At 67.4% G+C, this 16,375-nt stretch carries 10 protein-coding genes and 7 pseudogenes; 3 read left to right on the top strand and 14 right to left on the bottom strand.

What is annotated here, in order from left to right; genetic code table 11:
- Positions 1-22: 22 nt before the first annotated feature.
- The 3 genes and pseudogenes from ACPEE0_RS17915 to ACPEE0_RS17925 form a co-directional block, all read right to left on the bottom strand.
- On the bottom strand, positions 23-586 hold the full coding sequence (locus ACPEE0_RS17915; RefSeq protein WP_424574976.1) for a GNAT family N-acetyltransferase: 564 nt from the start codon (positions 584-586) through the stop codon (positions 23-25).
- Positions 583-1,979: pseudogene (locus tag ACPEE0_RS17920) on the bottom strand (lysine N(6)-hydroxylase/L-ornithine N(5)-oxygenase family protein). The gene ACPEE0_RS17915 and the pseudogene ACPEE0_RS17920 overlap by 4 nt, the downstream one beginning before the upstream one ends.
- Positions 1,976-3,577 (bottom strand): pyridoxal phosphate-dependent decarboxylase family protein, encoded by a 1,602-nt coding sequence (locus ACPEE0_RS17925; RefSeq protein WP_424575301.1) that lies wholly within the window; start codon positions 3,575-3,577, stop codon positions 1,976-1,978. The pseudogene ACPEE0_RS17920 and the gene ACPEE0_RS17925 overlap by 4 nt, the downstream one beginning before the upstream one ends.
- 343 nt (positions 3,578-3,920) lie before the next feature.
- Between ACPEE0_RS17925 and ACPEE0_RS17930 the strand changes: the two genes are divergently transcribed.
- Both ACPEE0_RS17930 and ACPEE0_RS17935 read left to right on the top strand, forming a co-directional pair.
- Positions 3,921-4,202, top strand: a complete 282-nt coding sequence (locus ACPEE0_RS17930; protein ID WP_424574977.1) for a hypothetical protein — start codon at positions 3,921-3,923, stop codon at positions 4,200-4,202.
- A 185-nt stretch (positions 4,203-4,387) separates the two neighbouring features.
- On the top strand, positions 4,388-4,711 hold the full coding sequence (locus tag ACPEE0_RS17935) for a hypothetical protein (RefSeq protein ID WP_354176614.1): 324 nt from the start codon (positions 4,388-4,390) through the stop codon (positions 4,709-4,711).
- Between the two features lie 36 nt (positions 4,712-4,747).
- Here ACPEE0_RS17935 and ACPEE0_RS17940 read toward each other — a convergent pair whose 3' ends face one another.
- From ACPEE0_RS17940 to ACPEE0_RS17970, 7 genes and pseudogenes are all read right to left on the bottom strand, one after another.
- Positions 4,748-5,077 (bottom strand): GNAT family N-acetyltransferase, encoded by a 330-nt coding sequence (locus ACPEE0_RS17940; protein ID WP_035752594.1) that lies wholly within the window; start codon positions 5,075-5,077, stop codon positions 4,748-4,750.
- Positions 5,046-6,350, bottom strand: a complete 1,305-nt coding sequence (locus ACPEE0_RS17945) for an acyltransferase family protein (protein ID WP_009357742.1) — start codon at positions 6,348-6,350, stop codon at positions 5,046-5,048. The genes ACPEE0_RS17940 and ACPEE0_RS17945 overlap by 32 nt, the downstream gene beginning before the upstream one ends.
- A gap of 129 nt (positions 6,351-6,479) precedes the next feature.
- Positions 6,480-6,883, bottom strand: a pseudogene (locus ACPEE0_RS17950) (DUF1304 domain-containing protein).
- A 48-nt stretch (positions 6,884-6,931) separates the two neighbouring features.
- The gene (locus ACPEE0_RS17955) at positions 6,932-7,783 is read right to left on the bottom strand and encodes a class II fructose-bisphosphate aldolase (RefSeq protein WP_424574978.1); all 852 of its coding nucleotides are present in this window, start codon (positions 7,781-7,783) and stop codon (positions 6,932-6,934) included.
- Complete coding sequence (locus tag ACPEE0_RS17960; RefSeq protein WP_424574979.1) at positions 7,783-9,201, bottom strand: GntP family transporter; 1,419 nt, start codon at positions 9,199-9,201, stop codon at positions 7,783-7,785. Before ACPEE0_RS17960 ends, ACPEE0_RS17955 begins: the two co-directional genes overlap by 1 nt.
- 179 nt (positions 9,202-9,380) lie before the next feature.
- Positions 9,381-10,279 (bottom strand): annotated as a pseudogene (locus tag ACPEE0_RS17965) (NAD(P)-dependent oxidoreductase).
- An 83-nt stretch (positions 10,280-10,362) separates the two neighbouring features.
- Positions 10,363-11,846: pseudogene (locus ACPEE0_RS17970) on the bottom strand (four-carbon acid sugar kinase family protein).
- 170 nt (positions 11,847-12,016) lie between these two features.
- On the opposite strand from ACPEE0_RS17970, the pseudogene ACPEE0_RS17975 reads away from it, so the two are divergent.
- A pseudogene (locus tag ACPEE0_RS17975) lies at positions 12,017-12,720 on the top strand (FadR/GntR family transcriptional regulator).
- A 15-nt stretch (positions 12,721-12,735) separates the two neighbouring features.
- Here ACPEE0_RS17975 and ACPEE0_RS17980 read toward each other — a convergent pair.
- The 4 genes and pseudogenes from ACPEE0_RS17980 to ACPEE0_RS17995 form a co-directional block, all read right to left on the bottom strand.
- Positions 12,736-14,252 (bottom strand): annotated as a pseudogene (locus ACPEE0_RS17980) (LacI family DNA-binding transcriptional regulator).
- Positions 14,170-14,493 (bottom strand): annotated as a pseudogene (locus ACPEE0_RS17985) (glycoside hydrolase 43 family protein); the annotation flags it as partial. The pseudogenes ACPEE0_RS17980 and ACPEE0_RS17985, both read right to left, overlap by 83 nt.
- Positions 14,451-15,344, bottom strand: coding sequence for a glycoside hydrolase 43 family protein (locus tag ACPEE0_RS17990; RefSeq protein WP_424574980.1), 894 nt, complete (start codon positions 15,342-15,344; stop codon positions 14,451-14,453). The gene ACPEE0_RS17990 and the pseudogene ACPEE0_RS17985, both read right to left, overlap by 43 nt.
- Positions 15,341-16,207: a PmoA family protein gene (locus tag ACPEE0_RS17995; RefSeq protein WP_424574981.1), complete on the bottom strand. Its 867-nt coding sequence runs from the start codon at positions 16,205-16,207 to the stop codon at positions 15,341-15,343. The genes ACPEE0_RS17990 and ACPEE0_RS17995 overlap by 4 nt, the downstream gene beginning before the upstream one ends.
- Between the last annotated feature and the right edge of the window lie 168 nt (positions 16,208-16,375).

Raw genomic sequence — 16,375 nt, forward strand, 5'->3', positions numbered from 1 at the left:
TGGACAGTGTGGGTGTGGACAGTCACAGTGATGCTCCCTGCAGGGTACGGGTGGACGGCAGTGCCGCTCTGGCGGCCAGGTAGTCGGTGCGGGTGCAGAAGCTGAGCAGGGCTTCCTTGTCCGGCAGGGTGACCAGCCCGGCGGCCTGGAACCCGAGCCGTTCGTTGAGGGCGTGGATCCTGGTGTTCCGGGCATCCGGTTCCACCACCACGCGCTCCACCTCCGGCCGGTCAAACAAGCGGCCGAGGACGGCGTCCATCACCGCGGTGGTGTAGCCGGATTCGGGGTTGCCCGACGGCGGCGCCACCAGCAGGTGCATTCCGACGTCGCCGGGCTGGACGGCGTACAGGCCGGCCAGCGGCGAGGACTCCGGCAGGTACTCCTCCATCAGGAAGGCGGGGACGCCGCCGTCGAGCCCCAGCAGGGCGTGGTGGTGGCCGCTTGACTGGATTTTGGCGTACTCCTCCGCCACGTCAGCCACGCTGGCGGACAGCATCCCCCAGAACGTGGCGTACGGCCGGGTCACCCAGCTGTGCAGGAGCGGCGCATCGGCCTGCGCGTCCAGGCAGCGGAACGTGAACCTCATGCCGGCACCTCCGCTTCAACGCCGGAAACCGTCCCCTGCAGGGCAGCACCGGCCGGGACACCGCCGGCCGGCCCAGCGACGGCGGGGGAACCGAACTGTTGGAACGCGATGCTGCGCTCGACGGGATAGACCTCGCGGCCGGTGATTTCGCGCAGGATGCAGGAGTTGCGGTAGGCACCCATGCCCAGGTCCGGGTCACGAACCCGTGGGTGTGCAGCTCCGCGTTCTGGACAAAGATCTCACCGGGAACCACACCGGTGCTGTAGTTCCGGTCCACGTCGAACCTGCCGGCGCCGTCCCGGGCTATCCGGTCCTGCACCCCGGCCAGGAACGCCGGCTCCCGGTAGCCGTAGCCGGTGGCGAACACCACGGCTTCACTGTCAAGGGTGTAGGAGGCACCCTGTTCGCCGTGGTGGAACTGCAGGGTGTGCGTGCCGGCGGCCGGGTCCCACTGCGCGCCGGTCAGCGTGGAGTGGGTCAGCAGCTGGCTGTTGACCATGCCGGAAAGGCTCTTGGCGTAGAGCAGGTCGTAGATCGCATCGATCAGGTCCGAGTTGATCCCCTTGTAGAGGTTCTTCTGCGTCTTGTTGAGGTGGTCCCGGCGCTCCTGCGGCAGTCCGTGGAAGTAGTCCACGTACTCGGGCGAGGTCATCTCCAGGGTCAGCTTGGTGTACTCCAGCGGGAAGAACCTGCCGGAGCGGGTCACCCAGTTCAGCTGGTAGCCATGGACGTCGGCTTCCTGCAGGAGCTCGTAGTAGATCTCGGCGGCGCTCTGGCCGCTGCCCAGGATGGTGATGCTGCGCCGCTGCTGCAGCTCGGCTTTCCGGGCCAGGTAGTCGGCGTTGTGGAAGGCCACTCCCCCGCTCCCGTCCGCCGCGCCGGCAACGATGCCGGCGCCTGCTTCCGGCACGTAGGGGGAAGTCCCGGTTCCCAGCACCAGCCGCCGGGCGAACAGGACCTCCGTCCCGTCCGGACCCGACACCGTCAGGCGGTACACGCCGCCGTCGTACGCCGTATCCAGCACAGCCGTGCCAAAACGGACGGAGGCCAGCTGGCCCGCCACCCACTGGCAGTACTGGTTGTACTCGGCACGCAGGGGATAGAAGTTTTCCCGGATGTAGAAGCGGTACAGCCGGCCCGTCTGCTTCAGGAAGTTCAGGAAGGAATACGGCGAGGTGGGGTCCGCCAGGGTGACCAGGTCCGCCATGAAGGGCACCTGGAGGTGGGCGGGCTCCAGCATCATCCCGGGGTGCCAGTCAAAGGACTCGCGCTGCTCCAGGAAGATGCCCTCCACGCCCTCCACCGGCTCCGTAAGTGCGGCGAGGCCCAGGTTGAAGGGCCCGACGCCGATGGCGGCGAAGTCGTAGATCCTGCGGTTGTCATGGGTGCTCATGCGGATACCTCGCTCTGCAGCAGTCCGGCGCCGGTGGCGCGGAGGAGTCCGATGATTTCGGCGATGTCCTCGAGCGTTGCCTCGGCGTTGAGGAGGGTGAATTTCAGGTAATGCCGGCCGCCTACCTTGGTGCCGGCAACAACTGCCTGGCCGGACGCGAAGACCGCCGCCCGGATGGCGGGGTTGATGGCGTCGGCGGTGTCCTCGGACAGCCGTTCACCGCTGTCCAGGACGGGCCGGTAGCGGAACACCAGGGTGCTGAGCTGCGGTGCGGCGGCGAGCTCGAAGTCGTCGTCGGCCTCGAGGAGGGAGCCCACGCGGGCGGCAAGGTCGATCGCCTCGTCGAACAGGGCCCCGACGGCGTCCGCACCCATGATCCGCAGGGTGAGCCACAGCTTGAGCGCGTCGAACCGGCGCGTGGTCTGGATGCTCTTGTCCACCTGGTTGGGGATGTCGGCCAGGGCGGCGCTTTCCGGGTTCAGGTAATCGGCGTAGTAGGTGATGTGGCGGAGCATGGCGGACTCGCGGACCAGGAGCGCGCTGGAGCTGACCGGCTGGAAGAAGGTCTTGTGGAAGTCAACGGTGACCGAATCCGCCAGGCGGGTGCCGTCCAGCAGGTGCCGGTAGCGTCCGGAAAGCATCAGTCCGCCGCCGTACGCGGCGTCGATGTGGAACCAGGCGCCGTAAGCCTTGGCGAGGGCGGCAAGGTCTGCAAGCGGGTCCACCGCGCCGAAGTCCGTGGTCCCTGCGGTGGCCACCACCGCCATGGCGGTCAGGCCGGCACCCTGGGCTTCCGCCATGGCCTCGGCGAGGGCCGCGGGGTCCATCCTGTGGTCGGGGGTGCAGGGGATGCTGATGACGGCGTCAAAGCCGAGGCCCAGCATGGAGGCTGACTTCTGGATGCTGAAGTGGCTGTCCGCCGAGGTGAAGATCCGCAGGGTGTCCAGCAGGGCCGGGAGGCGGAGGCCGCTGCACGCGGGATCCTGCCGGAGCCCGGCAACCGCGTGGTTCCGCGCGATCAGCAGCGCCTGGAGGTTGGACTGGCTGCCTCCGGAGGTGAAGATGCCGTCCGAGTTGTCGCCCAGGTGCAGGCGCTCCGCCGTCCAATCGATGAGGCGGCGCTCGATCATGGTGGCACCCGCGCTCTGGTCCCACGTGTCCAGCGAGGAGTTCACCGCGGACAGGATGGCCTCGCCCACCAGGGCGGGGATCACCACGGGGCAGTTGAGGTGGGCGGCGTACTTGGCATCGTGGAAGTAGATGGCGTCCCGGAGGTAGACGGCCTCGAGTTCCTGGAGCGCGGCCGCGGTGTCCGGGAGCGGTGCATCCAGGTCCACGGCGCCCACGCGCGCCTTCATTTCCGAAGGCCCGACGCCGGTGAACGGCCTGGTGGTGCGCTCCAGTTTGGTGGCCACCGCGTTGACGCCCTGCAGCACCTGCGCCACATAGCGGGGCGAGTTCCGTGCGTTGAACAGGTGGTTGGTTGCCCCCAGCGCGAGTTCCACCCGGGAGCCGAAGTCCTGCCCCGGCGGCTCGGGTTTTGTGTCCACACCGCTGCTGCGGTGGTCATCCACGGGTAACTCGTCAAGGCGGGGCATCAGCGACACTCGTCTTCCTTCGGTCAGGAGCTGGGGGAATTACAGAGGTAAGCCTTACTTAGGTGACCCTTTTAATCAAACTTTTGTGCTCTATTTCTCTTCAGCCCCGGAATTTCAAGGGTTCCGCCGCTCCTTCGTGCGTCATTGACTGGCACGCAGAGGGGGATCTAGCGCAAAATGCCCCTTCCGACGGCCGGAGGCGGGCAGGGCGCGGCCTGGCGGGCTTGCAGCTAGGGTGGACTCACGGCAGCACTGACCGCTGCGTCGAGATTTGGGGGAAGCAATGGAGCAGGCACCGTCGCAAGCCATCGGCTTTCGGGAAGTGGACCGGGACGGGAATCCTATGCCTGAGGACAACGAACAGGCAGCCCGCAACACCGAAGGCGGCAGCACGCCCGCCATCAACCCGTTCATCGCCGCCCTATGGCTCCTCACCGTCATACTCATTGGCGGCGGGGCGTGGATTTTCGCCAACGCGGACACCTTCGTGGGCCCGGGCAGCGGCGGCATGCCGGCGCAGTTCCTGGTGTTTACCTTTGCACCCTATGCGGTCTTCGCGGGGATTGCAGCGCTCATCAGCCTACTGCTATGGCACGCGCTGCAGTGGCAGCGCAAGCGGGCGTAGGCAGCAGCTTCCGAGCGGGGCAAGGGCAGGAAACCGGCCTCCCCGGCATGTGTCGCGGGCCACAGCGGATTTGCCCGTTCATTAGTAAGCATGCTTAGGTAATGGGGTAAATGAACCTCCGCAAGCAGTTCGCGGCGGGGCTGCCAACGCCGGCAGCCTCGTGAAGAAGCCCAAGGATGAACATCATGGCCACCGCTACCGAAGACCAGTTGACGGCGTTTGGGGAACGCACGCTGGGAGACCTTTCTCCCGTGGAACCCCTCCAGCCCCTGGATATGGAATTGATGGTCACCCTGAATTCGCGCATGCATTGCCGCATGCCCATGGAGCGCATTGACCCCGATGAGCTTCCCGTCCGCCAGCCCGTCTACGTTGACGGAACGGGCGTTGTACCCATCGGCATGTCAACTGTTCCCGGGAACGTAGTGACGTACCGCTGCGCCTGCGGCTTCACCATCGATGACCCCGGCGTCGGCGCAGGCGCAAGCGCGCAGGCCCTCGCCAGCTGACCTGCGTCCAGGCGCACAGATCTACTGGTCCGGCTGCTACCCCTCCGGCCAGTCGACGAACTGCTCGTACCCCTCGTGCTTGCGCAGGTAGCCGGAGATGAACGGGCAGTGCGGAATGATCCGCTTGCCCGTGGCCACCACGTCGTCCAGGGCGAAGTGGGCCAGCACCCTGCCCAGGCCCCGGCCTTCGAAGTCCTGGCTGGTTTCGGTATGGGTGAAGTCAATATGCCCGGGCAGGTCCCGGAAAAACGACTGCACGGCCAGCTTGCCCCCTACCAGTAGCTCGTAGCGGTGCTGCGCATCGTTGCGCCGCAGGGTGACATCGGGGGCGAACCTATCCTCGGTGGACATCGTGTTCTCGGTCATGGTTCGACACTGGCACTACTTCACCCCGCTGGCAATGCCACAGCAGCAGCATTAGGGCAGCGGCGAAGCAGGCTGCGCCCGCACCCAGCAGTCCCAGCGTCAGGCCGCTGAAGGCCGCGGCCGCCACCGGAAGGAAGACCACGACGACGGCGGCGACCACCCTGGCGGGCCGGCAGCGGGTGCCGGGAACCGTCGTCGGACGTTCCTCCAGCCGGCCAAAGGCCGCCACGGCGGCCAGCAGCAGGAGGACCAGCGCCAGCAGGACCAGGGGCCGCGCCCACCACCACTCCGCCGTGCCGGAGGCGGGCTTGGGGAACGGGGTGAGGAGCAGCAGCCCCGACATCCCCACCAGCAGCGGCAGGTGCCACAGATACACCGTCAGGGAGCGGCTTCCTGCCACCGTCATGAGCCTGCTGACCCACCCCACGGAGCACACCGGGACCAGCACTGGCCGCGCCAGCTCCAGGAGGGCCGCCTGCGTGATGCCCAGCAGGAGCAGGCAGAGGTTGGGCGGGTTGAGGTTGACCAGCATATTGCCCGGGTAGAGTCCCAAACCCGTAACTGCGCCGAGGACCAGATTGGCACCCAGGGCAACGGCCAGCAGCCCGGAACGCGACACCCTGGACCAGTGCCCGCCAGCCAGCAGGAAGCCCACCTGCTGGACGGCGCACCACAGGAACACCAGGTTGGCGTGCGCCAGCCCGGGAAGCGCCCCGCGGAGGCAGTCAACGGTTACCACCAGCGCGGTCAACGCCATGAACGTGAGCCAGGGGGCGCGGGTGTGCAGGGCGGCGAGGAGCGGAATATTCAGCTGGGCGGCAAGGTATGCGGCCAGGAACCACAGGGGCATGCCCGCGCCGGCCGCCATCAGCTGGACCACCTGCGGATGCACACCCAGCAGCGCTGCCGCGCCCAGTGCCACGAACATTACCGCCAGCAGCGCGGTGGCGGGGCGGACCAGGCGCAGGAGCCTTGCCCGGACAAATTGGGATGCAGTTCCGCCGCCCTCGCTGAGCCGCCGCCAGGACTGCAGGCCGGTAATGCCGCCGGTCACGAAAAACAGCGGCATGACCATGAAGATCCAGATGACCGGAACAAACCAGTCCTGCTCAGCGAGGGTGTTTTGCGTTGTCACCGTGCCGTCGGGGTGCAGGACGGGGCTCACCATCATGCAGTGGCCCATTACCACCAGGGCCAGGCAGACGAAGCGCACAAGGTCGATGGCGGCGTCGCGGCCCTCAGCCGGAGCCGGGCGAGGCTTCCCGCTGCTCACAGCACCATTGTGCGCCTGTTGCGTGTGGTGTTAAAGGGTCACGAGTTTTTGTCCAGATACGGTGGCTTCCGCGCCTCCCAACCCGCCAGATCTGGACAAAAACTCCTGACTGAGCGGGCAGGAGCGGCTCTACTGCGCCAATGCGAGCAGGCCGAGGACGACGGCGAACAGCGGCAGGGTCCCTTGGGTGGCAGCGGCCCGGACGTACTTCCGGCCGGTGGAAACCAGGACCAGCGCGGCCAGCAGCATGGAACCGCAGCTCGCGAAAATCAGGGTCCAGCCCGCCACGGACTGCGCCGAGCCCTCGGACCCCAGCGCCACGCAGGCTATGCCGATCAAGGCCCCGGCAGCCAGGAACAGGTTGTAGAAACCCTGTTGAAGGCAAGCGGCCTGGTGGTCTCGGCGTCGGCCTGCGAAGCCACGCCGAAACGCCGCCAGGTGGCCGGTCGCGTCCAGGTCAGCGACTCCATGGTGAATATGAAGACGTGGAGCGCCGCCGCCAGGAAGGCAAAAAGGAGGGAGGCCAGGATCATTGCTTGATCCTAGCCTCCCCCGATTCCGGCTACCGGCCAGCCCCACGGCTACCGCGTGAGCGTGGCCAGCGTTCCAGCAGCGAATTCCTTGGCGGTCCCGGTCCAGTGGCCCAGGAGCGCCTGCAGGTTTTCGCCGTCGGCACGGTGGCCGGGCAGCTGTTCCTGCAGGGTGGCCAGAACGCCGGTGCGGAGCTCGGTGTTGAAGTTGACCTTGCCCACGTTCATGGCGGCCGCCTTCACCAACTCCTCCGCCGGGATGCCGGACGCTCCGTGCAGCACCAGCGGGATGTGCGTCCTGACGGCGATGTCCTGCAGGACGTCCCAGCGCAGCTGCGGCTCGCCCTTGTACTTGCCGTGGACATTGCCAACCGCCACGGCCAGCAGCTGGGCACCGGTCCGGGCAACGAAGTCCTCCACCTGGGCGGAATCGGTGAGGCCTGCCACGGAGGCGCCGGACTGGTCGGCCCCGAAGGCACGGTCCTCGTCGCCGGCGAGGCCGCCAAGCTCCGCTTCCAGGACAACGTCGGGACCCAGCAGGGCGCGGGCGGAAACCACAAGCGCGATGTTGTCCTCGTAGGGAAGGGAGGAACCGTCGGCGAGGACGGAATCCGCCCCCGCCGCGACGGCGTCGGCCATCACGTTCAGGTCCATGGCATGGTCAAGCTGCACTGCAACGGGCACGGACGCGGCGTCCGCCAGCCCGCGCAGTGCTGAGATGAGGCGCAGGCCGTTGGGGGTGGCGGCGGTCTTGGGCGCCACCAGCAGGATGGCGCCGCGGCCGGATTCCTCCGCGGCGCCCACCACTGCCAGGGCGGTGGTGAAGTCGTAGCAGGTGAACGCGGGGACGGCCGAGCCCTGCTGCAGGGCAGAGGTGACCAGATGGTCCAAACGGGTGCGCATCAGACGCCCAGGCCTCCCACCAGGATCCAGGCGACGAACGTCAGGGCGAAGCCTGCCAGGCCGAGGATGGTGGTCAGGACGGTCCAGGTGCGGAGCCCGTCAGCAACCGAGAGCCCCAGGTACCGGGTCACGATCCAGAAGCCGGAGTCGTTGACGTGGCTGAGGCCGAAGGCGCCGAAGCCGATGGCGATGAGGATCAGCGCGGTCTGGATGGGCGAGAAGCCGCCGTCGGCCACTGAAGCGGCCAGCAGGCCTGCCGTGGTGATGATGGCAACCGTGGCGGAGCCCTGGGAAGCGCGGAGGATTGCCGCAAGGATGAAAGCCATCACGATGACCGGCAGGCCCGCGGTCTGCAGCCCCTCGGCGAGTGCCTTGCCGATGCCGGAGACGGTGAGGACCTTGCCGAAGACACCGCCGGCGCCGGTCACCAGGATGACGATGGCCGTGGGGGCCAGCGCCGAATCCATCACTTCGCCGGTGTGCTGGGAAGACCAGCCGCGGCGGATGCCCAGGAAGTAGTAGGCAAGGCCCAGGGCAGTCAGCAGTGCGATCAGCGGGGCGCCGATGAATGCAGCCAGCTGGGCGGGGAAGGAGTCCTTGGGCAGGATGACGGCGCCGACGGTGCCCACCATGATCATGAGGATCGGCAGGACGATCAGGGTGATGATCATGGCAGGGCTGGGGGCAGTCCGGACCTCGGTCTTGACGGCAACCTTGGACGTGCCCTGGGCGGCTTCCTGTTCAATCTGCGAGTTTCCGGTGCCGAAGAGGCGGAACTGCTCGGCGGTGGCGGGCAGCATGGAGAACTCGCGGCGGTTGAGCTTGCGGGCAACGAAGTAGCCCAGGACACCCACCGGAATGCACAGCACCAGGCCGAGGATGGTGGTCCAGCCGATGTCGGCGCCGAGGATGCCGGCGCCGCCCACCACGCCCGGGTGCGGCGGAACAACAACGTGGATGGCCAGCATGATGGCACCAACGGGCAGGCCGATCTTGACCGGGTTGACGCCTGCCGCCTTGGCGAAGCCGTAAATGATGGGGATCAGGATGATGAATCCGACGTCGAAGAAGACGGGGATCGCCAGCAGGAACGCGGCCGCGGTCAGGGCTGCGATAACCCTGCGGGGTCCGAGCAGCTGGGTAAACTTCCCGGCCAGCGACTGCGCACCGCCGGAAATTTCGATCATCTTGCCCAGCATGGCGCCGAGGCCCACCAGGATGGCCACGGAACCGAGTGTTCCGCCCATGCCTTCGGTCACGGTCTTGATGACATCCGGCAGCGGAATTCCCGCGACCAGCGCCACGGAAACGCTGACCACCAGCAGGGCCAGGAATGCCGGAATCTTGAATTTAATGACGGCCAGCAGGAGCAGGGCGACCCCTGCTGCTGCTATGGCCAGAAGAGCCAGTGCGCTCATCGTGCGTCTCCTTTGACATCGCCAGTTAAGCCTAGCGAGCTTGGCAGGTGCGGCGACGGCGGAGGGGGACCGCCGTCGTCGTACCTCTTGGGGGAAGAAGTTTTTGCTCAGATATGGCGACTTGGACGGAGGTTAGGTCGCTTTATCTGCCCAAAAACTCGATGGGGGGATGGAACGGGTTACATGGTCCGCTTGGTGGGGGCGACCACCTTGATGACGGCGGAGTCATCGGCGGCGGCGAGTCCCTGGCCTGGCCCAGGAGGTAGAGCTGCTCGGCGGCTGCGGCAACCGGGGCCGCGAGCCCGGCCGCGCGGGTGGCTTTGCCCACGATGCCCATGTCCTTGACGAAGATATCCAGCCGGGACAGCACCTCGGCGCCTTCCTCGTTGTAGGCCTCGAGGATCCGGGGGCCGCGGTTGGACAGCATGAAGGACCCGGCCGCGCCGGCTTCGAGGGCGGCGAGGGTCTTGGCCTGGTCCAGGCCGAGCGCGTCCGCAAGGGCCATGGCCTCCGCTGCGGCAGCGATGTGGACGCCGCAGAGAAGCTGGTTGACGGTCTTGAGGGCCTGGCCGTCGCCGGGCTTGTCGCCTACCACGCTCAGGGTGGAGGCGAGCAGTTCCAGGGCGGGTGCTGCCTTTTCGCGGGCTTCCGGGGAGGCGCCGACGACGATCAGCAGGTCGCCTTCGCCGGCGCGCTTGGGCCCGCCGGACAGCGGGGCGTCCACCAGTTCCACGCCGTATCCGGCAAGCTTCTCCACCGTGGCGGGAATGGCGTCGGTGCCCACGGTGCTGCCGAGGATGACGACGGCGCCCGCCTCCAGCACGGAGGCCACGCCGTTCTCGCCGAAGAGGACGTCGTTGAGCTGCTCGCCGTTGCGGACGGCCAGCAGGACAGCGTCGGCACCCTTGGCGGCTTCGCGGGCGCTGCCGAAGGTGGCGATGCCGGCTTCTTCAGCGAGCTTCAGCCGCGGTTCGGCGATGTCGAAACCGTGGACGGTCAGCTGGGAGGCGAGCCGGGTGGCCATGGGCAGGCCCATGGCGCCGAGGCCCAGGACGGTGACGGTGTAATTGCTGGTCATGGTGTTCTCCGTTGAAGGTTGACGGCGGTTCGGTGATTGGGCTTGTCGAAATCCGGTTTCGACGGGCTCAACCACCGGAAGGACTAGAAGGTGTTGCTGAGCTTGCGGGTGACGTCGGCGAGGGACTGGTCGTCGCCCACGTTGCCGGCGAAGACGATGTACGGGATGCCCTTGGCGGGGCCGTCCACCGGTTCCCAGAGGCTGACGATGCCGGGGAGCATGGGGCCGCGGACGATGGCGTGGCGGATTTCCAGGCCGTGCGCGGCGACATCTGAGGAGGTGATGCCGCCCTTGGCGATGACGAACCGCGGCGGGAAGGTTTTCAGGGTGCGGTTGACTACGACGACGACGGCGGCGGAAACGGTGCGCGCGATCCGCAGGCTTTCGGCGGGGTCGTCTGTCTTGATCAGCAGGCGGCTGGTGTGGACGATGACGTCGCCGCCGCGGAGGGCTTCGACCACCGTGTCCACGGTCAGGTCCAGGTGGGAAGCGGCTTCCGCCTCACCGGCCAGGAGCTTTTCGACGTCGATCTCGACGATGCGCGCGGCGCTGTGCTGTTCGGTCAGGGCCTTGAGCTGCCGGGTGGTAACGCCCACGTGCGAACCGACCACGATGAGGCCGCCGGCCTCGGACGGGGTGTTGCCGGCGTAGGCCTCGGCGCCGGTCAGCTCGGTACGGATGTCCTGTCCGATCCGGGCGCGGCCGAACGGAGGACCTACCCGGTAGAGGAGCTTCTTGCCGCGGCGTTCCGCTTCCTCAAGGCCCAGGGCCAGGGCGCGGAGGTCGTTTTCGGTCACGATGTCAGCCACGATCGGGGTGGAATCGGCGGCGCCTTCGATGGCGTCGGCGATGGCCTTTGCGGAAATCGCAGGGTCCTGTGCCGCGGCGCCGGCCCGGATGATGTTGAGGTCCAGGACGATGACGGAGTCCGCTGCAAAGCGGCCCTGCGACTTTTCCGCCACGTAGTCCGCCATGACGGAGGTGCCAAAACCGAAGGTGGCGTCCCTGGCGAACTCCGTCTCGGAGACCGGCGTCAGCGTTCCTGCGGATTCACCGGTGCCGCGCATGTAGTGCACCCCGCCGATGGTGACCCGGCCGGCGTCGGGAAATGCCGGGACCAGGACCACACCGTCGGTGCCCTCGCCGCTTACCTTGGCAACGGTGGCGGCGATGACGTCGGGTTCCAGGGGTAGTGGCCGCGGAGGGTCGAATCACTGCGGCTGACGAAGCCCAGCCGGAGCGTGTCCGGAGAGCCGGCAGCGGCGAGTGCGTTGCGGACCACTTCCTCGTTGCGGGCGGCAGCCTCGGCGGGGTCCAGGCTGCGGGTGTTGGTAAGGACGTAGACGGCCGGCTTGGACTGGCCAAAAGCCCAGGTGAAGTCCTCGACGTCCCAGCGGGTGAGCACGGGGAGATCGGCCACGGACTGCGTCCCGGTGGGGTCGTCGTCGAGCACCACCAGCACGCGGGGAACCTCGGCGTTGGACGCGGCCAGCGTGTCTGCCACGAGGCTGGCGGGGATCTGTACTTCCGCTGGGTAGGCGGCCAGAACATCTGCTTCAAGCGTCACAGTGCACTCCGTTGTGTAGTAATCCGGGCGGCGGATCGTCATTTTGGGATCTGTAAGATGTCTGACATCTTGCATTTGAATGCTAGTGTGGCATACGACATAGAGACGCGCAAGTAGACTTGTCGGACATATCCGCCGGGCAGAGGCCACGGCAAGGATCGGGGGCAGGAATGGCAAGGAAATCGCTGGTCGGCGTCGTGGCCGACGAGCTGCTGGACCGCATCATCGAGGGCGAATTTCCGCCCGGGCCACCGTCCCCGGCGAACACGAGCTTAGCGCCCGCCACGAAGTCAGCCGGATGACCGTGCGCGAGGCCATGAAGACCCTCCAGGCCCAGCACATCCTCAGTGTGGAACGCGGCCGCGGAACGTTCGTTAACCCGTTGAGCCGCTGGACGTCCCTGGAAGCCGTCCTTCGGGCAGCATCGGAAGGCAAGAACGAGGCCGAAGCCTCCGTCCAGCTCATCGAACTCCGCCGCATGCTGGAAACCGGAGCATGCGAGCTGGCGGCCGGCCGCATCTCGGAGCCGGACACCGAGGCGCTGTTTGCCTACATCTCGGCCATGAAGGCAGCCCATGAAGTCAACGACGTCGCAGCGTTTGTCGAGGCCGACCTCGCCTTCCATGACGTCATACTGCGCGCGTCCGGCAACGTTTTCGTGTCCGTGCTGTTCGAACCGCTGCACCGGGTCCTGGAGAAGCGCCGGGCGGAAACATCGGCGGTGCCGGAAATCCAGGTGCACGCCATCGGACACCACCAGAACATCGCGGATGCGCTGCAGGCACGTGACGCCACAAAGGCGCGCCAGGCGATGGATGCGCATATGCAGCAGACGCTGGACGACTTGAAAACCCTGGTGTTGGGCAGCAAGTAACCCCCAGGCAGAAGGTCAGGAGGCCGGCGGGGCCGTGGTCCCGCGGACCACCAGCTCAGTGGCCACTTCCAGGGCGGTGGGCGCCATGGCACCCGGCTGGTCCTGCTGTTCCGTGAGCATGCCCACGGCCATGGATGCCAGTTGCGCCAGCGGCTGCCGGACCGTGGTGAGCGGCGGCGACATCAGCGCCGCCTGTGCGATGTCATCAAAACCCACAATGCTGAGGTCCCCCGGCACATGGAGGGAACGCTGCCCCGCCGCGTTCATCACCCCGATGGCCTGCAGGTCGCTCCCCGTGAAGATCGCCGTGGGCGGCTGGGGAGGTCCAGCAGGTCGGCACCGAGCCGCATGCCGGACTCGATACTGAAGTCGCCGTCGCGCACCAGCTCCGGCAGGACGGGCAGGCCCGCCTCGTGCAGTGCCGCCGCGTAGGCAGCGTAGCGGGCACGCCCGTGCCCGGGACTGTGCTTGCGGCCGGTGATGATGCCGATCCGCTGGTGCCCCAGGGACAGCAGATGCCCGACGGCGGTCAGCGCGCCGGAGAACGACGCCGGACTGACGCTGGGGATGGGCAGGTCCCCCGCGCTTTCGGGGTCGATGGCCACCGCCGGGATCTTGAGCGTCCGCACCATGCCGACCAGCCGCGACCCCTTGCGGGGAGCCAGCAGCAGCACACCGTCCAGGCGGTTCACCGACGGCTCACGCAGTTTCCGCCAGCGGTCAGGGGTGGAGTGGTCAGCCCGTGCGTAGGACACGGTGTAACCCAGCCGGTCCGCGGCGGCCTCGACGCCGGCCATGGTTTCCAGGATCCACGGGGAGTCAAAGTTGTTGACCACCAGCTGGAGCATGCCGGGCTGGGAGGCAGGGGTGCTGCGCTTGGAATAGTCCAGTTCCTCCAGCGCCTGCTGCACCTTGGCCCGGGTGGCTTCCGAGACGTGGGTACGGCCGTTGAGCACCTTGGACACGGTGGGCACCGAAACCCCGGCGGCCGCCGCGACGTCGGCAATTTTGGGTCGCGGGGTGGCTGTCAACGGAGCAGTCCTTGGGGTCATGTGGTTGCGGCGGCGAGTTGCGGAGCAGTGGCGCGCCTGACGGGCGCGGTCTCCACCCGCACGGGTCCCACGATAACACTGCCGCTTTCCCGGGAACCCAACGGCGACGCCGCAAAAATGCCAAGTTCGGCGCCGATCCACTTGCCTTCCACCACCTCGAAGTTCCAGCCCTGGACCTCCCAGGGCTCCGCCGGACCCGCCCGCCAGGCAAAGGTTGACCGCGGCGTACCGTCCGTCCGGATCTGGAGCTCGATCCTGGCGCCGGCAGCACGGTCCGCCGTCCCATCGCCTGTTCAGCGGGCTCCTCTCCCCCGGTGCCGCCACCCAGGACGTAGCCTTCGGCTGTGCGGACAATGCCCAGCCAGGCGTACCTCTGTCCCAGCACCACCACGCCGGCGCGCGTTCCGGGCGGAACGTCCCGCAGTTCAAGGGATGTGGTGAACGTCGAGGGCGTGCCGGGCAGGATCTGGGCCAGCACATTGGGCAGCTCCCGCAGGTTCACGGGATCATTGGCCTGCGGCCGCAGCACCAGCTGCCCGCCACCGCCCTGGTAGCACCATGCGTCACGCGGGTTGGCCTGCCAGTGCCACTGCGGCCCCAACCAGGGTGACGTGAAGTCGTCGCTCGCGGGCGGTGCCACATCCCGGGGCGAAGTACCCGCGGGGTAGGGGTGGCTGGTCACTGGGGTGCCCGGGCCGCCGTCTGACGCCGGTGTACCCATCCAGGGCCAGCCGTCCCGTCCCAGCCCATCGGCTGGAGGTGGACCACCCGCCCATACGGCCCGCGGTCCTGGAAATGCAGGAACCAGTCCTCGCCCCGGGGCGAGGTCACCCATGCACCCTGGTGGGGCCCGTTGACCGCGGTGCTGCCCTGCTCCAGCACGCGCCGGCCCTCGTAGGGACCAAAGGGCGACCTGGACCGGAACACGGACTGCCAGCCGGTGGCCACACCGCCGGCCGGGGCGAAAATCCAGTACCAGCCGTCCCGCTTGTAAAACTTCGGCCCCTCCAGCGTTGTGTAGCCGGGAAGCTCGTCACCGTCGATGACGTGGGTTCCGTTGTCCAGCAGCCGGCTTGCGTCCGGGCTCATCCGGTGGACCGTGAGCCGGTTCTTGATGCCGATCCGGCTCTTCGCCCAGCCGTGGACGAGGTATGCCTGGCCGTCGTCGTCCCACAGCGGGCAGGGATCGATCAGCCCACGTCCGGGATACAGCAGGTGCGGGGCGGTCCAGGGGCCTTCCGCCTTTTCGGCGCTCAGGACGAAGATGCCGTGGTCCGGATCCGGATAGAAGATCCAGAAGCGGCCATCGTGGTACCGCAGTGCAGGAGCCCACACGCCGCTGCCGTGCCGGACCAGGGAGTAGTGGCTGCCTTGGGGCAGGTGCGGCAGTGCATGCCCGGCGTGTTCCCAGTCCACCAGGTTCCGGGACTTCAGGATGGGGAGTCCCGGCACGCGGTTGAAGCTGGAGGCGATGAGGTAGTAGACGCCGCGGACCTGGACGGCGTCAGGATCCGGCCAGTCGGCGTTGAGGACGGGGTTGGTGTACACGGGGACTGCGTTGCGGGATGTCATGGCGTCCTGTCGGGGCGGGAGGTCTGGAGGTCGGGGTGCTGCTCGAGGAGTTCAAGGGCTTGGGACGGGGCGGAAAGGTGGCCGTCGTGGATGACGGCGTGGAGTGCCTGCACCAGGGGATTTGCAGCGTTGACGACGGCCTTTTCGGACCAGGCAACGGCCGGGCCGGCACCAAGATAGCCGTCCGTCCTTACGAACCAGGGGCGGTTGTTTTCCTGGGCCAGGACAACGCTGGCCGGGGATCCGCCTGAGGTTGTGCTGATGGCGAGCCAGGGTGACTGGCTTCCGTGGGCTGCCGCCACGCCGTCCCCCGATGCCGAGAAGACTCTTGGCCCGGCGCAGTCCTCGGGAAAGCGCCAGAAGATCCCGCCGTAACCTGCGCCCACACGCCCCTTGACGGCCGACGACGAAACCTCCAGCTGCGCGACGCCGCCTGCGGGAAGCAGCGCCGAGCGGATGGACAGGCTCCACGTGCCCGGGGCCGGGTGCCGAAAGCAGCGGATGCTTCGGTGCTCAGTGGCCAGCTCCATGCCCTGCCCGGAAAACCAGGTGACGGAACCGTCTGCGCCGCCGGCTGTCCGGCTCCAGCCGGACGGTTCCTGCCACCCGTGGTTGGAGAGCATGGCCGGGCCATGGGTGGACGTGTACGTGGAGCCGCCCCAGAAGTTGGTGCCGTTGACGTCCGAGAAGGCGATGGACAACCCGGCGTGGTGCGGATGGTCCTCCGGCCCCGCCGCGGTCAGCGTGGTGCCCGCCAGCGAGCGGACCGGATGGAGATACGGCCGTGGTGAGTTCGACGGCGGAAGGCCGCGTCCGCTGCGGTGGCCCACCAGGGCGTCGAAATCAGGTGCGTCACGCGACATGGGGCCTCCTTCCGGGTGATGGTTTTGCGGAATGCAGATCAGCCTAGGCACCCCGGAAAGAAACGGCAATACCTAGAGAAAATTTCTGTTATTTTCTGTACGCAAGTTTCTAAAAAGGTGTTGACAGCCACACTCGCACCTTGCTAGAAATCGTTTACTCACTTATTT

It is taken from the genome of Arthrobacter sp. SD76 (genome assembly GCF_049726125.1).
GTDB classification, from domain to species: domain Bacteria; phylum Actinomycetota; class Actinomycetes; order Actinomycetales; family Micrococcaceae; genus Arthrobacter; species Arthrobacter nitrophenolicus.

What these genes read in the sequence shown, in the direction of transcription:
- ACPEE0_RS17955 (WP_424574978.1), bottom strand. Translation starts at nt 7,783, where the DNA reads ATGCGCACCCGTTTGGACCATCTGGTCACCTCTGCCCTGCAGCAGGGC.
- ACPEE0_RS17990 (WP_424574980.1), bottom strand. Translation starts at nt 15,344, where the DNA reads ATGACATCCCGCAACGCAGTCCCCGTGTACACCAACCCCGTCCTCAAC.
- ACPEE0_RS17925 (WP_424575301.1), bottom strand. Translation starts at nt 3,577, where the DNA reads ATGCCCCGCCTTGACGAGTTACCCGTGGATGACCACCGCAGCAGCGGT.
- ACPEE0_RS17915 (WP_424574976.1), bottom strand. Translation starts at nt 586, where the DNA reads ATGAGGTTCACGTTCCGCTGCCTGGACGCGCAGGCCGATGCGCCGCTC.
- ACPEE0_RS17995 (WP_424574981.1), bottom strand. Translation starts at nt 16,207, where the DNA reads ATGTCGCGTGACGCACCTGATTTCGACGCCCTGGTGGGCCACCGCAGC.
- ACPEE0_RS17930 (WP_424574977.1), top strand. Translation starts at nt 3,921, where the DNA reads ATGCCTGAGGACAACGAACAGGCAGCCCGCAACACCGAAGGCGGCAGC.
- ACPEE0_RS17935 (WP_354176614.1), top strand. Translation starts at nt 4,388, where the DNA reads ATGGCCACCGCTACCGAAGACCAGTTGACGGCGTTTGGGGAACGCACG.
- ACPEE0_RS17940 (WP_035752594.1), bottom strand. Translation starts at nt 5,077, where the DNA reads ATGACCGAGAACACGATGTCCACCGAGGATAGGTTCGCCCCCGATGTC.
- ACPEE0_RS17960 (WP_424574979.1), bottom strand. Translation starts at nt 9,201, where the DNA reads ATGAGCGCACTGGCTCTTCTGGCCATAGCAGCAGCAGGGGTCGCCCTG.